The organism is Bacillus proteolyticus, assembly GCF_001884065.1.
Classification (GTDB): domain Bacteria; phylum Bacillota; class Bacilli; order Bacillales; family Bacillaceae_G; genus Bacillus_A; species Bacillus_A proteolyticus.
This window is the reverse complement of the sequence record NZ_MACH01000093.1, coordinates 143,921-158,392: the sequence shown is the minus strand read 5'-3', so window position 1 is coordinate 158,392 and position 14,472 is coordinate 143,921. Positions and strand designations below refer to the sequence as shown.

At 33.7% G+C, this 14,472-nt stretch carries 12 protein-coding genes; 11 read left to right on the top strand and 1 reads right to left on the bottom strand.

Annotated elements, in window-relative coordinates:
* Nucleotides 1–123 precede the first annotated feature (123 nt).
* Nucleotides 124–882: an SDR family oxidoreductase gene (locus BAQ49_RS17560; protein WP_071746420.1), complete on the top strand. Its 759-nt coding sequence runs from the start codon at nucleotides 124–126 to the stop codon at nucleotides 880–882.
* Nucleotides 883–1,203: 321 nt separating this feature from the next.
* Nucleotides 1,204–2,235, top strand: coding sequence for an SDR family oxidoreductase (locus BAQ49_RS17555; RefSeq protein WP_071746419.1), 1,032 nt, complete (start codon nucleotides 1,204–1,206; stop codon nucleotides 2,233–2,235).
* A 156-nt stretch (nucleotides 2,236–2,391) separates the two neighbouring features.
* On the opposite strand, the gene BAQ49_RS17550 is transcribed toward BAQ49_RS17555, so the two are convergent.
* Nucleotides 2,392–3,780, bottom strand: coding sequence for an erythromycin esterase family protein (locus tag BAQ49_RS17550; protein WP_084667486.1), 1,389 nt, complete (start codon nucleotides 3,778–3,780; stop codon nucleotides 2,392–2,394).
* Nucleotides 3,781–4,165: 385 nt separating this feature from the next.
* Between BAQ49_RS17550 and BAQ49_RS17545 the strand changes: the two genes are divergently transcribed.
* The 9 genes from BAQ49_RS17545 (at nucleotide 4,166) to BAQ49_RS17505 (ending at nucleotide 14,424) form a co-directional block, all read left to right on the top strand.
* A complete protein-coding gene (locus BAQ49_RS17545; RefSeq protein ID WP_071746418.1) occupies nucleotides 4,166–4,633 on the top strand; it encodes an NUDIX hydrolase in 468 nt (155 codons plus the stop codon).
* Nucleotides 4,634–4,655: 22 nt separating this feature from the next.
* Nucleotides 4,656–5,297: an alpha/beta hydrolase gene (locus BAQ49_RS17540; RefSeq protein ID WP_071746417.1), complete on the top strand. Its 642-nt coding sequence runs from the start codon at nucleotides 4,656–4,658 to the stop codon at nucleotides 5,295–5,297.
* Nucleotides 5,298–5,573: 276 nt separating this feature from the next.
* Nucleotides 5,574–6,932 (top strand): MFS transporter, encoded by a 1,359-nt coding sequence (locus BAQ49_RS17535; RefSeq protein WP_071746416.1) that lies wholly within the window; start codon nucleotides 5,574–5,576, stop codon nucleotides 6,930–6,932.
* 130 nt (nucleotides 6,933–7,062) lie between these two features.
* Nucleotides 7,063–9,267 (top strand): helix-turn-helix domain-containing protein, encoded by a 2,205-nt coding sequence (locus tag BAQ49_RS17530; RefSeq protein WP_071746415.1) that lies wholly within the window; start codon nucleotides 7,063–7,065, stop codon nucleotides 9,265–9,267.
* A gap of 149 nt (nucleotides 9,268–9,416) precedes the next feature.
* On the top strand, nucleotides 9,417–10,238 hold the full coding sequence (locus BAQ49_RS17525; RefSeq protein WP_071746414.1) for a MerR family transcriptional regulator: 822 nt from the start codon (nucleotides 9,417–9,419) through the stop codon (nucleotides 10,236–10,238).
* 351 nt (nucleotides 10,239–10,589) lie between these two features.
* Complete coding sequence (locus BAQ49_RS17520) at nucleotides 10,590–10,892, top strand: PTS sugar transporter subunit IIB (RefSeq protein WP_071746413.1); 303 nt, start codon at nucleotides 10,590–10,592, stop codon at nucleotides 10,890–10,892.
* A 116-nt stretch (nucleotides 10,893–11,008) separates the two neighbouring features.
* Nucleotides 11,009–12,226 carry a prolyl oligopeptidase family serine peptidase gene (locus BAQ49_RS17515; RefSeq protein WP_071746412.1) on the top strand — a complete coding sequence of 406 codons (1,218 nt, stop codon included), beginning with the start codon at nucleotides 11,009–11,011 and terminating at the stop codon, nucleotides 12,224–12,226.
* 83 nt (nucleotides 12,227–12,309) lie between these two features.
* The gene (locus tag BAQ49_RS17510) at nucleotides 12,310–13,092 is read left to right on the top strand and encodes a histidine phosphatase family protein (RefSeq protein ID WP_071746411.1); all 783 of its coding nucleotides are present in this window, start codon (nucleotides 12,310–12,312) and stop codon (nucleotides 13,090–13,092) included.
* A 33-nt stretch (nucleotides 13,093–13,125) separates the two neighbouring features.
* Nucleotides 13,126–14,424 carry a PTS sugar transporter subunit IIC gene (locus tag BAQ49_RS17505; protein WP_071746410.1) on the top strand — a complete coding sequence of 433 codons (1,299 nt, stop codon included), beginning with the start codon at nucleotides 13,126–13,128 and terminating at the stop codon, nucleotides 14,422–14,424.
* The last annotated feature ends 48 nt before the right edge of the window (nucleotides 14,425–14,472 follow it).

The window sequence follows — 14,472 nt, the reverse complement described above, 5'->3', positions numbered from 1 at the left end:
ATTTCGTACGATGTGTTAATTATTGAACATTTATAGCTTTTTTGCTCATTGTAAGCGCTCTTTTATATTATTATAATTTTTATTGAACAACTGTGCAATAAAAGATAAAGGGGGCCGTTTCAGATGAGATTAAAAGGTAAAGTAGCAATTGTCACTGGTGCTGCGTCAGGCATGGGGAAAGCAATTGCAGAAGGTTATGCAAAAGAAGGAGCAAAAGTCGTTGTATCAGACTTAAACTTAGAAGGGGCTCAACATGTAGTACAAGGAATTAAAGCTACAGGTGCAGAGGCCATTGCTGTTCAAACAAACGTTACCTCTGATGAAGATATTCAGCGCCTTTTCGATGAAACAAAACAAGCTTACGGGAAATTAGATATTCTTGTTAATAATGCAGGTATCATGGATGGAATGGAGCCTGTTGGTGAAATTTCAGACGAACGCTGGGAGAAGGTTTTCTCTGTGAATACAGTATCTGTAATGAAAACAATGCGTATTGCAGTGAATCTATTCTTGGAACAAGGACATGGTACGATCGTCAATAATATTTCTGCAGGTGGATTATACGGTGCACGTGCTGGTGCTGCTTACACAGCATCTAAACATGCAGTCGTTGGCCTAACAAAAAACACGGCCTTTATGTATGCTAACAACAACATCCGTTGTAACGGTATCGCTCCTGGAGCAGTCATAACAAACATTGCTTCTACAATGACAAATATGAGCGAATTTGGTGCAAGCCGCCAGGCATTAGGTATGGCAATTAATCCACGTGCTGGACAACCAGAAGAAGTTGCACAACTGGCTATCTTCTTAGGCTCAGACGAAGCTAGTTTCGTAAACGGACAAGTGATTTCTGTAGACGGCGGCTGGACTTCATATTAATTTTAATTCAAACCTATTAGCTATCAAGCTTAAAAAAATAAGTTCGATGCCTTTGCATCGGACTTATTTTTCGTTGTTGATGGGGAAGTTGTGCGGAGTTAAAGAATTAATGAACAGAATGAGAGTTAGCAATTTAATTAAGATACATATAAAATATAATTACTTTTTAATTTAGAAACCATCTTGATTAATTTTTCAAAATGGTCTCTTTTTTGCTTATAGAATTAAAATTAAAGTAAAACAACAAATCCACCGTAACTTTTCACAACAAAAAATCGTTAAACATTAGAAAGGATTTTTAATCGCGAATGGGGGAGAACCATGAAAATTCTAATATTAGGTGGTACACGTTTTTTAGGAAGAGCATTTGTAGAAGAGGCTTTAAAGAGAGGGCATGAAGTTACATTATTCAACCGTGGAACAAATAAAGAAATTTTTCCTGAAGTGGAGCAGTTAATTGGTGACAGGAATGACGATGTATCAAGTTTAGAAAATCGAAAATGGGACGTTGTCATAGATACATGTGGATTTTCTCCGCATCACATTAGAATTGTAGGAGAAGTATTAAAAGATAATATAAAACACTATATATTCATCTCAAGCCTTTCCGTGTATAAAGACTGGATTCCCCACCACATAAAAGAAGACTATACATTACAACCTGAACCACCGGCTGATCAAATCAAGGCTGTAGAGAATGGTGAAATATCTCCTTATGAGCATTATGGTGCGCTTAAAGTGTTATGTGAAAAAGAAGCAGAGAAGTATTGGCCAGGGCGTGTTTTACATGTAAGAGCAGGAGTTCTTTCGGGAATGTTTGATTATACAGATCGGCTTCCATACTGGATTCAGCGCGTAGCAAAGGGTGGAAAAGTGTTAGTTCCAGGAAGGAAAGACCGTCCAGTGCAGTTCGTTGATATAAGGGATGTTGCGAGTTTTGGACTAAACATGGCAGAACATAATAAAGTAGGTACATTCAATGTAACAGGACCGAATGATACATTGGCGATGGAAGAACTATTAAATACGTGTAAAGAAGTTACGAATAGTGATGCTGAATTCGTTTGGGTTGATGAATCATTTATGCATGAGAATAAAGTACAGCCATGGACGGAGATGCCATTATGGCTTCCTGAAACTTTTTCATTAGAAGGTGAAACGAAGCCATGGAAAGGTGGATTTTCTATTAGTGTCGAGAATGCTGTTAAAGTAGGGCTTACTTTTAGAAGATTAGAAGATACTGTTACAGATGTGTATGAGTGGATGAAAGAAATGGAAGAAAGGGGATTAAAAGCAGGTATTTCAGGTGAGAGGGAGAGAGTATTATTAGAGAAGTGGTGTAACGAAGGGTAAATAAGGGGTGTTTTCAGAATGATTTGATTTTAAGGGGTGGTATAATTTATTGTATATAGCTTTATTCTAGGAGATATTCTATTAATTTCTAAACTATAGTAATTATTATGAATAGAAAAGAGCACACTTATTCATAGCGAAAGTGTGCTCTTTTCCTTACTTATATTGTGATGGCGAAATACGTTCTAGCCATAGTATGCCATCGTATTGTTCAATTGGCTTCAAAATTTCTTCAAAGTCTTTATCACCCCAGTGTCTTGCGGTAGTAGGAGTAAACATCCAAGATGTTTCTGGACGATTGCGTTCTCCTTTCAAATTGACAAATACATTAGAGTTTTGAGATGTTCGTAATATATTCTCGATACTTTGTTCAGCATGGTCTGTATCTATAGGGACTATTTTATCAAGTTCAGTACTATCCCAACTATTTCCGCTATATGCATATACGCCAATTGTGTACATTTGATCTTTTATCCGTTGAGGTAAATAATCAATCATATTGGGCGCTTTAAAATTGTATTGTTGGTATTTGGTCCAATCGAGTATCATTTTTGAATTTTGTTTTCGGATATGATAGTTATGTCCCCATACAATGATTTTTTTATTTTTGTATTGAATATCACTTAACCAAGCTAAAGATTGTCCCATCTTTTGATCTCGAATATAAAGTGATAGATCTGTAAGTTTAAAGTTTGTTGGGTAAATAAAGTTTTTTTCTTTTACAGTAGCATCTTGGAGTGTTTTAATTGTATCAATGCGTATACTGATAGTCTTTTCTAATAGATTTACATCGTATGTATTTGATGGAGCTATCTTATTTAATTCGGTTTTATGTTGTTGAACAAACGTTTTAATTTTTTCATATTTCGCTATTACTTGCTGAACGTCCGCTTTATATTGTTCGTAGGAGTACTTATTATCTACTGGTGCAATTTTCTCCTCTATATTGAGTAATTCTTTATGAGCTATTTCTATATCATTAGCAATTTCAGGATTAATTTTTTCTAACCATTCTTTTGCAAACTCAGGGAAATAGGAATACCATCTGAATTGAGCATCAAACCCTGTTAGTATAAGAGGTGTTCCTTTTTCTTTTTGATCTTTTATATATTGAAATAGCTCCAATATTTCTTCAGTATGCCAAACACCGTATAAAGATTTTTTCATGGCCTGCAAAGCAGTCAGTTGGTCGAGGTTTTGATTTACAGCATTTGCCTCCGCAAATCCTGTTTCAAATGCAATTACATCATATCCCATTTCTTCATGTAAATACTTAATCATACGTACTTTTGATTGGTTTATTTCCTTAGCACCATGTGTACTTTCACCAAGTAGAACAATTCGTTTATCCTTTATTTTTTCTTTTAAAAAGGATAAATCTTCATTTGTTTGTGCATTTGGTTCGTTTAACTTTTGTGCATTTTCTTTTATCCATTCTTCCCATTTTGGTTGATCTTTCGGTTTCTCTTCAGCAGAAATCACAGATGTAAATGTTGTAAAAGCAAGAAGAGAAGTAATCATTCCTATTTTCCATTTAGTAAACACATATTTCCCCCCATGAAACAATTTTGTTATTTAATACGGTAGATATATCCAAATATCTACTTTTATTCCACATATTTATATTAATTGATAAAAACAAAAGAAACAATATAAAAATTAAGAATATTCAACCTGTTATTATGGGATGAAGATTATTATTTTTATTCATTACAAAGAGTTAGTTAGCAAAAACTAATGGGTAAATAGTTAGAATAGTATTTTTTATCTAAAAATATTGAAAGACATGAGTGGATTTAGTAATCTTAATTTATAAATACTAGTGTGTAATTAGATAAAATGCTTGTGAGAATAGTTTTTTATTGTACATACTTGCAATTACAATTGTTTTATCTTTTAATCCAAAACTATATAAAGGTGGTAAAAAATAGTGGATCTTACGTTTAAAGTAGAGAAAACATGTTTTAATTACCGTGTCGGAGCAATTTGTAAACAAGGTAATAAAATCCTTATTTTGCAAGGTGACGGTGAAGATTTTTGGTACGTACCGGGCGGTCGCGTGAAAATGCTAGAAAATAGTGAAGATGCGTTAAAACGAGAGCTTGCAGAAGAACTAGGTGTTCCTATTAAAGGGAAGAGATTAATATGGTCAGTAGAAAATTTCTTTACACTTTCTGAGCGAAAGTTTCATGAGATTAGTTTTTATTATGAAGTAGATCTGCATGAATTGCCTGCAAATGGAGCGGATCAATATATTTTGGAAGAAGAGGGTAGAACGTATTTGTTTAAGTGGGTGCCAGTAGAAGAATTACATGCATATAACTTACAGCCAGCATTTATAAAAGAGAAAGTAAAGGAAATAGCAGTTCATACAGAACATATCGTTTTACAAAAGTAAAGGTATTCGGAGGGAGAAAAGGGTGAAGGGGACTAAAAAAGAGGTACATATAAATGACAAAGTAATTCGTTACACACATATCAAAAAAGGTTTTAATACGGTTTGCTTTATGTTCTCAGGTTCAGGTTACAATTATGATAAACCGTTATTCTATTATGCAACGATGTTAATGCTTGAACATAAAATAGATGTTGTACATATTCATTATTCTTATGATGGACAATTAATGAATAAGCCAATGGAAGAAGTAACCAAAATAATGATGGATGATATTAATCCTATAATGAGTGAAGTATTGAAAAACGGACAATATAGTAATTCAATGTTTTTAGGGAAATCACTCGGAACAATTCCAATTGCAAATGATGTAATGAAGAGAGAAGAGTTTTTACAGTCAAAAATGATATTACTCACACCTTTACTAACGTTTGATATGATTTTTGATTCTATCTTGCATAGTAATCATGAAGGGCTTTTAGTTATTGGGGATAAAGATCACCAATATAATGCAGATCAAATTGATCAGTTACATAAAACGAATTTAAGAATTGATGTTGTTAAGAACGCTAACCATTCTTTAAATGTTGGGGAATTTGAAACAGAGAATTCAATTATAGTTATAGCAAAAATGATAGGGAAACTTGAAGAAATAATAAAAGATTGAATAATAATTATTAATTTACATGAAAAAGAGGTGCTTATTGCGTCTCTTTTTTTATGTTCAAGCTTTAATTCCTATGAAGCAAAGCCCGCATTAAAGAGGAATATTACTTTTCTATTTCCTATAAAAAACGGATAACAATTTTTAATAGTAGTTATTACAATTTAAATACAGAAAATTCAGAAGATTTTTTTAGAAACTTGAGAGGGGGTCATTGAAAGCGTTTACTGTTATTGGGGTACGAGAAAAGGAAAATTCCAATATAAGGAGGTTATTAAGATGAAATCGATTAACCCGATGAATGTGATAGACGAGAGTCGTATTCATTCCATGCATATTTGGTTAATATTTTGGTTATTTATCGTAATTGCATTTGATGGATATGATGCTGTTATTTATGGGGCAACAGTACCTTCGCTCATTAAAGAGTGGGGAATATCAGATGTTACAGCAGGGGCAATTGGTAGTTATACAGCTATAGGAACGGCAATTGGAGCTGCTTTTTTTGGTTTGTTAGCTGATAAAATAGGTCGTAAAAATATCATAATAGTAACTACAATCTTATTTAGTCTATTTACATGTTTATCTGGTTTTGCAAACGGTCCTGTAATGTTTGCGATTTTCCGTGTTGTCGCAGGTATAGGGCTTGGTGGAGTTATGCCGAATGTAATTGCTATAGCAACAGAATTCTCGCCAAAACGAGTTCGAACAGCCATCGTATCTTTTGTTTTTTGTGGATATTCAATTGGAGCAATGGCAGCGGCACTTACAAGTCGTTCCCTTCTTACGACAGCAGGATGGGAGCCTGTTTTTTGGTTAGCAGGAGTTCCATTATTGTTTATCCCGTTTTTAATGAAAAGTATTCCTGAGTCTGTTGGTTTCCTATTAATGAAAGGAAAAATAGAAGAAGCTAAAAAAGTAATTGCTAAGGTAAATCCACAATTAAGTAAAGATGTGACAATTGAATTTACAAAACCACCATCTAAAGAAGCCGGTTCTCCTGTTGTTAAGTTATTTGAGGAAAAGCGCGCCGTAAGTACAATTATGTTTTGGATTTCATGTTTTAGTGCTTTCGTACTCATTTACTCTATGAGTACATGGTTACCAAGGCTTATGATGCAGTCAGGATACGATCTCAAATCAAGCCTCACATTTACAGCTGTCATGCAAATCGGAGCTATTATTGGAACACTCATATTCGGCCCAATAGTAGATAAAATTGGATTTAAAAAAGTACTTGTCCCATTATTTTTCTGTGGAGCAATTGCGTTATCGCTCATTGGATTTGTAAATAATATGTTTATTGGATTTTTGTTAATTTCAGTCATTGGTGCTTCTTCTGTCGGACTACAAAATATGTCAAATGCATTTGTTTCTCAATATTATCCTAGTAATATGCGCTCAACAGCGGTAGGAAGTACAATGGCATTTGGGCGTCTTGGAGGTGTGGTAGCTCCAACTTTGGTAGGTATTCTTCTTTCCATGCATTTATTGCCTCAATATAATTTTGCAGCAATTGCAACTGCTGCTGTAATTGGTGGCATAGCATTGTTATTTGTTAAAGAAGAACATGGAATTTATTATAAAGAGAAAAAAGAAATCGCTAGTGGAAATAACAATGTAACGACAGCCAAATAGTGAATAATCAATCCCGGTGATATATTTCTTCGGGATTCGTATTTGTTTAGTGAATAGTTAGAATATTTGCTTTTATTTTTTGTAACGTTTCTTATACAATAGAGAGAAAAGGTGAAATGGGGGATGGGGAGTGTCTAGTAATAAGAGAGAGAGATTAATGAAAAGAATAGAATATCATTTGCGAAATACATCACGCCAGCTTATTAAAATCGATACGGAAGAAGAGGCGCTTCAGTATTTAACTCATTCCTTTTGTGCAGAATTACATTGTGATTTCGTCGCTGTAATTTTTAATGAAGGTGGACAGTTTTTGCCAAAAGCTTGGAGTGGTAATTTAACTTCTTTAGCTTCAGCGTTCCCACTTCATTCTGATGAATGTTCCTCCAAACTACAATATCAAAGCATGACAGATCAAACGGCAGATTTACCAGAAGTGTGTCTTCTATCTGAAACATTGAAAATTGCTGGGGTGGAGACTTGGTTCACTGTCCCATTAAAAGATGATATCCAGCATTTTGGTTTTTGTGTTGTTGCATTTTCAAGTTACGTTCCACTTTTAGATATGGAAATATCATTTGAAGAGTTTGGAAGAGATATAGCAGTGGCGATAGCTGTGGCTAGACAAAAAGAATCGCAGTTGAAAAAGATTGAAGGTTTTGGATGGATTAGTAAAAACCTGTCGTTAGATGTTCCGTTAGAAAAACATGTTTATGAGGTAACTTCTAAAGCCGGAAATGAAACAAATTCGAATTTTGTATGTGTTTATTTATATAACGAGACTGAAAACTGTTTTGTTTTTCAAGCACCTTCATATGGAGAAATGAGAAAGCCATACAAAATTATGGTTGAGGATAAATATGTATTAAAAGAACACTTTCCATTTTTTGAAACGATTGGTGGTGAACAGTATACTGCCCCAATCATTATTGATATGAAACCAATTGGAGTATTACATATTGAAAAGGAATGCGAAGGGGTTTTTACGGAGGCAGATTCAAAATCACTTGAAATGATTGCAAATCATTTAGCAACCATACTAGATAATGCAAGGTTATATAATGGTGAGAAAGAACATAAGCAACGTCTTCATTCTCTATTAGATTATCAGCAAGCTTTATTAAAAGAAACGGTCGATGATAATAATTTTGAAGGTATTACAACAATGCTTGGTAGTTTGTTTCAAGATATAGTATTTATTTTTGATAGATTTATGCAACCAATAGCATTTCATGATGAAAAGGATAGTCGCTTAGCGGAACAATTAGCTGAATTAACAAGAGAAGAACGTAAAAAGAAAAGATTTACTGATACTTTCCAAATTCATGATCCGAATAATAGTGATTATTGTTTTTCGTTTTGGATTATTAATGGGGGCGGTAATTTTTTAGGATATTTAGCAGTACGAAGATCGAATGGGGGGATGGATGAATTTGATCAATTAACGGTTGATTTAGCCCGAAATATATGCTCCATCCAGTTTATTAAACAAAAGCTCGTTCTAGATACGAAAGAACAGATGAAAGACAGCTTTATTAGTAAATTATTAACTGAAAAAATTGAGGACCGAGATAATATTTTGCAATATGCTAACTTATATCAATGGAATCTTTTTAAAAAACATCGAGTCGCGGTATTATCAATTTCACTCGATGAGAAAGAATTAAAGAAAGGAAACCTACTCGAACAACAAGCGAAAAAGTCACTTATATGGGACTTGATTAAGACGCGTCTTCCAGAACTAGGAACAGGCATTTTAGTAGTATCCCATAATGATGAACAACTGTTAATTGTTCCAATTGAAAATCAGAAAAAGGGCGCGGATACATTTTGGGAATCGATGTTTTATAGCATAAAGAAATGGATTGGCTCATCACCTATAGGTTGTCGTGTTTTATTAGGGATTGGCGGTGTTACAAAACAGTTGGAAGATTATTATACTAGTTATCAGCAAGCTATACAGACTTTAAATATTTTAGATAGTCGCTTTCGTAAACAAGGATTTGCATTATTTGAAGGGCTTGGATCGTATGCTATTTTACATCATTTAAACCATTCAACCGCTGTAGATCTTTTTGTAAAGAAACAAATTGGACCACTAATTGAATATTCAGAAGGTAAGAATATTGATTTATATAACACATTGCATGTATTCTTACAAAACAATGGAAATGTAAAAAGTGCTGCAGCAGAACTTTTTATTCATAGAAGTTCTCTTTTGTACAGGTTAGAAAAAATTGAATCGCTCATTTCAGTCGATTTAAATCATGCAGAAGTGAGATTTAATTTAATGATGGCGTTGAAGCTCTATGATATGCATCGAGAAGTAGTAGGGTAATAGAAGTTTATATTTTCAGTGATGTTCTATTTGGTAAAAGGAGAGTTCGCTTTTGTACGAAATCTCTTTTTATTTTTATATAATTGTTTTTCAAAACTTGTTAAAATATATAAGTATGTAAAGGAATTATAGAGTTGAAGGTGATATGCATGAAGAAATATAAGATAGGAGAAGTAGGAAAGGAATTTGGAGTTTCAATAGATGCTTTACGGTTTTATGAAAAGAAAGGATTCCTAAAACCACAAAAAGACAAAGATAACGGTTTTAGATTTTATACATATGAGGATTTTGGAGTATTTTTAGCAATTAGAAGCTTTAGACAAATGGGATTTCATGTTAAGGAAATTGGATCGGTTTTTAACGGTTTAGAATATAATGACATAATGAAAAAATGTAATGATAAAATAGCTGAAAAAAATGAAGCGATAAAACAGTTAGAGTTAGAAACAAAGCAAATAAATGAATTTATGAACTTATTACAAGAATATAAACAAGAAGATAGGCGATGGGTTATAAAACATGCTGAGACTTATTATTTTCTCAAACATGTTCATTTAAATGAAGGAACGTTATGTGTAAATCCTCTATTAAAGAAATGGTTAAATTTCTTGCCAACAGTTTCCACAGCATTATGTATTCCACTTGAAGAATATAAAATGAAAAATATAGATAATAGTTACTGGGTAATGGCTATCTCTGAATCGAAGATGAAAGAATGCCAATTACCTACGGATGATTCAGTTATTCAAATACCTATGGGAGAGTGCTTGAATTACTTATATGAAAAAGACGTGGATGAACCGTTATCATCGTTGATATTAGATGAACCATTCCATATTATGCAAGAACAGGGATACGCTCTTAACGGAGATGTTTTATGTCGATACGTTTGTGAAACAAAGAGTCAAGACAAAACAGTTGAACATTATATTATTATGATTCCTATTATTAAATTAAACGGTACAAAGTGACTTGAAGTAGAGAAGGAAATGAAAAAATGCATGTAATTGTTAGACACAGTCTACAGTTACATGCATTTTTTTTGAAACAAAAGAGTTTTTACACGGTGTTTAGCTAGGTTTATCCAGCTATTTGTAGGCAGTAAACGCCCGATTGGTACGGGCTGATAATCAGTGGGGAATGAACAAAATCCCGTTGATTGAAGTTGCACTTTATACAAATTATACATAGTAAATGGATTAATTAAATTAAGCTATTGACCCTAGTCTTAGACCATAGTTTATATTGAACCTATGAAGAAAGCGCTTGCAGAAATAGAGAGTATGCAAAGTGCTTAAAACAAATATTGGAGGTTGTAAATTATGAGAAATATCGTACTTTTATGTAATGCAGGTATGTCTACAAGTATGTTAATGAACAAAATGAAAGGATATGCAGAATCAGCAGGTTATAACTGTGAAATTAATGCTTATGCATTAACCGAAGCACAAAATGTTGGTCCAGCAGCTGATGTGATTTTATTAGGACCACAAGTTAGATATGCATTAAATAATGTGAAAAAACAATTACCAGAAAAGCATATTGAAGTAATTGATATGGCAGCTTACGGCATGCTAGATGGGAAAAAGGTAATTGAGCGAGTGAAAACCATTTTAGGTGATTAAAAGTTTATACACTGGGAACGATTAACGAGCTTTATACGACTTATGTCAGTTTTGAAAAGTACATATCTTGAGGGGGTCATCGTCTGAAAAAGATAAAGAAATTTCCAATTTTATGTATGGTAGTAGGGAGCCTGGCAGGTGGTTTAGTACTTTCAGGATGCTCATCAGAAAGCAAGGATAAGGCTTTAAAAGACTCAGATATAACACTTATAACGAATGTTCATCCGTATGGAGAAGTAGGGGCTACCGTCGTTTGTGATTTTGGAGATACAATAGATAGCTCAAAATTAAAAAAAGATAGTTTTGAAGTTGAGGTGGAAGTGAATGGGAAACCTCAAAATAGAAAAATAACTAAAGTGTATACAAATAATAAGGCTGAGGTATCAGAGACTTCAAAAGACGGACAATACGTCGTGATCGAATTAGATGAAAACGATAAATATGCATCTACCTCAACATTTAATGAAGAGAAATTTTTAAGTACAAGAGATAATTTAAATTATAAGCTATCTCTTACGCAAGAAATTAAAACAAAAGAAGGTACAACTTTTAAAGCATCTGAACAGAAAAATAAAATTTCAAATGTAGTTACTCCTGTTGTGGATGATTTTAAAAAAGGGGTATATCAAGATGCTTCTGGAAGCAAAATGCAATATAGACTTTTTGAGCCTAAAAAAGAGTCTAACAAAAAGTATCCGCTAGTCTTATTTTTACATGGATCAGGTGAACGAGGAAATGACAACTATATGCAAGTCGTAGGAAATGAGGGTGCTGTAGCATGGGCGAATCCAGAGCAGCAAAAGATAAACCCTGCATATGTGTTAGCTCCTCAGGTTGAAGCGACTGAAACCCTTACAGCATATTGGACCGAGGAACCTAACTATACTACTATGTTTAATTTACTAAAAGAAACAATCGATAAATATGATATTGATAAAAATCGCATATATGTTGTCGGTATGTCCAATGGTGGAATTGGGACTTGGAATGTTATTAAGAAGAACCCGAATCTTTTCGCAGCTGCTGTTCCGATTTGTGGAATAGGAGATTTGCCAGAAAATACGCTTGTGGGTAAATATGAACCGATGCAAGATACTTCAGTATTCAAGGATATTAAAGATATGCCAATTTGGGTCTTCCACGCAGAAGATGATCCGCTAGTTGATGTGAGATATAGCAGAGATGCTGTACAAGCTATTAAAGAACTAGGTGGTTCTTTGGTCAAATATACAGAATATCCAACTGGAATCGTTAAACCAATGGGGCACTTTTCTTGGGTACCAGCTTTGCAGGATAAAGAGATGATAAATTGGTTGTTTAATCAGTCAAAATAATTTTTAAATATCTTTATTATAAAAATATCATTCTACTCATGTGGTGCATGCATATTTTTATAAGCCCATAAGGAGAGTTCATAATGAATAAAAAAATGTTATCGTTCTGCCTAATAGCTTCTTTGACCGTTTCTCTATTTGGATGTTCACCTAATAAAACAGAACAAGTTAAAGAGAAAAAAGGAGAAAAACCAGTTGAATTTTATTTAGTAAGACACGGAAAAACGATGTTAAATACGACTGATAGAGTACAAGGATGGGCGGATGCACCACTTACGAAAGATGGTGTTGCAGTAGCAGAGAATCTTGGGAAAGGGTTGAAAGAAGTTAAGTTTGAAAAGGCATATAGTAGCGATAGTGGACGTGCAATTGAAACAGCGAGAATTGTACTAGATCAAAGTGGAAATAAAGATATGAATATCAATCAAAGTAAAAATTTGCGTGAAGCATGTTTCGGTGAGTTTGAAGGGGAGTTAAATCATACTTTCCGGGAAAAACTTGCACAAGCAAATAATATGACCTATGAAGAATTTATGAATAATTTCGACATCGATATTATGCAAAAAACTGCAGCGAAGATTGATAACAGTAAACAGGCTGAAGATACTGAAACAGTCACAAAGAGAATGAAAAAAGAAGTTGATCAAATTGCAGAAGAAGTAGCAGAAGATGGCGGCGGTAAAGTTCTTGTTGTATCACATGGTATATCTTTAATGGATCTATTATATTCAATATCTCCTGAATCCTTAAATGAGGTTGAAGAAGGGTTAGGAAATGCAAGTGTTTCAAAAGTTGTATATAAAGATGGGAAATATAAAGTTCAATCTGTAAATGATATGAGCTATGTAGAAAAAGGTAAAAAATAGACTCAACAAAATCTATAAATGTTGGAGGTAATTATGAACCTGTTAGAAGGGACTAAAAACGGACTAGAACGAATCATCACACCACTAACAAATTATCTCGGAAATAGTAAAGTAGTAAATGCTATCACATCAGGGATGATGATGACAATTCCTGTTACGATCGGTGTTACATTATTTGCTATTTTAGGTAATCTACCATTTGAAGGGTGGAAAGAATTTTTAATTCAAATTGGTTTATATACGCATATGCAAGACATGATTAGTGCGACATTAAGCTTGTTAGCAGTGTATATGGTTGTCATTATCGCTTATTCCTATGCAAAAGAGGAAGGCATGAATGGAATGACAGCTGCTGTTATAGCGCTAGGCAGTTTCTTATGTTTAATGCCAATGTCTATTAAGGTAGGAGAAGAACAAATTCCTGCTATATTAAATCAGTACTTAGGTAGTGATGGCATATTCGTTGCCATGTTTGTCGGAGTTTTCACAAGTAAACTGTATTGTTCATTAAAAAGGAAAAATATTGGAGTGAAATTGCCAGAATCAGTACCTCCGATGGTAGCTGATGCGATTAATCCTGTGTTTATTTCAATCATCATCTTCACGCTTATCTTCTTTATTAGAGTAATATTTGGCTATACGCCATATGAAAATATTTTTAACTTTGTAAGTCAAGTTATAGCGTTACCTGTAAAATTCATTGGATCGTCTGTATGGTCGGTAATCGCTATATTTACATTCATGAATATATGTTGGTTCTTCGGTTTACACCCAGCACCGATCATAAATGTATGGTATAGTGCGACAGCTCCATTATTTACAGCAGCTATTACAGCTTTTGCTTCAGGCACACCTTTTTCAGAAATTCCTTACTTAGCATTTACTTTAATGCATTTTGCAGTTGCCATTGGTGGAACAGGAAATACGTTAGGTTTAGCTATAAATCTACTATTTGCGAAATCAGAGCAATATAAATCACTTGGGAAAATCGGTATCGTCCCAAATATCTTTAATATTAATGAGCCGATTGTATTTGGATTACCGCTTGTTCTGAATCCAATCTACTTTATCCCATTAGTAGCATCTTCAATAGTAGGCGGATTAATTGGTATCGTATTCCTTAAAATTACAGGGATTTTATCTAACTTTAATCCACTTATTGAATTACCATGGGTAACACCAGCACCATTTGCAGCTTATATTTCTGGTGGTTGGTTACTATTCATCATGACAGTATTAATTATTATCTCTCAAATTCTATTATATTATCCGTTCTTTAAAATGGGAGATAAGAAAGCTTATGAGGCAGAACAACAAGCGGCAACACAGTAATAATCATGTATCCCGCAAAAGCCCAATTAGTGTGGGCTAGTAATTAGT

What these genes read in the sequence shown, in the direction of transcription:
- BAQ49_RS17555 (WP_071746419.1), top strand. Translation starts at nt 1,204, where the DNA reads ATGAAAATTCTAATATTAGGTGGTACACGTTTTTTAGGAAGAGCATTT.
- BAQ49_RS17510 (WP_071746411.1), top strand. Translation starts at nt 12,310, where the DNA reads ATGAATAAAAAAATGTTATCGTTCTGCCTAATAGCTTCTTTGACCGTT.
- BAQ49_RS17525 (WP_071746414.1), top strand. Translation starts at nt 9,417, where the DNA reads ATGAAGAAATATAAGATAGGAGAAGTAGGAAAGGAATTTGGAGTTTCA.
- BAQ49_RS17535 (WP_071746416.1), top strand. Translation starts at nt 5,574, where the DNA reads ATGAAATCGATTAACCCGATGAATGTGATAGACGAGAGTCGTATTCAT.
- BAQ49_RS17520 (WP_071746413.1), top strand. Translation starts at nt 10,590, where the DNA reads ATGAGAAATATCGTACTTTTATGTAATGCAGGTATGTCTACAAGTATG.
- BAQ49_RS17515 (WP_071746412.1), top strand. Translation starts at nt 11,009, where the DNA reads ATGGTAGTAGGGAGCCTGGCAGGTGGTTTAGTACTTTCAGGATGCTCA.
- BAQ49_RS17505 (WP_071746410.1), top strand. Translation starts at nt 13,126, where the DNA reads ATGAACCTGTTAGAAGGGACTAAAAACGGACTAGAACGAATCATCACA.
- BAQ49_RS17560 (WP_071746420.1), top strand. Translation starts at nt 124, where the DNA reads ATGAGATTAAAAGGTAAAGTAGCAATTGTCACTGGTGCTGCGTCAGGC.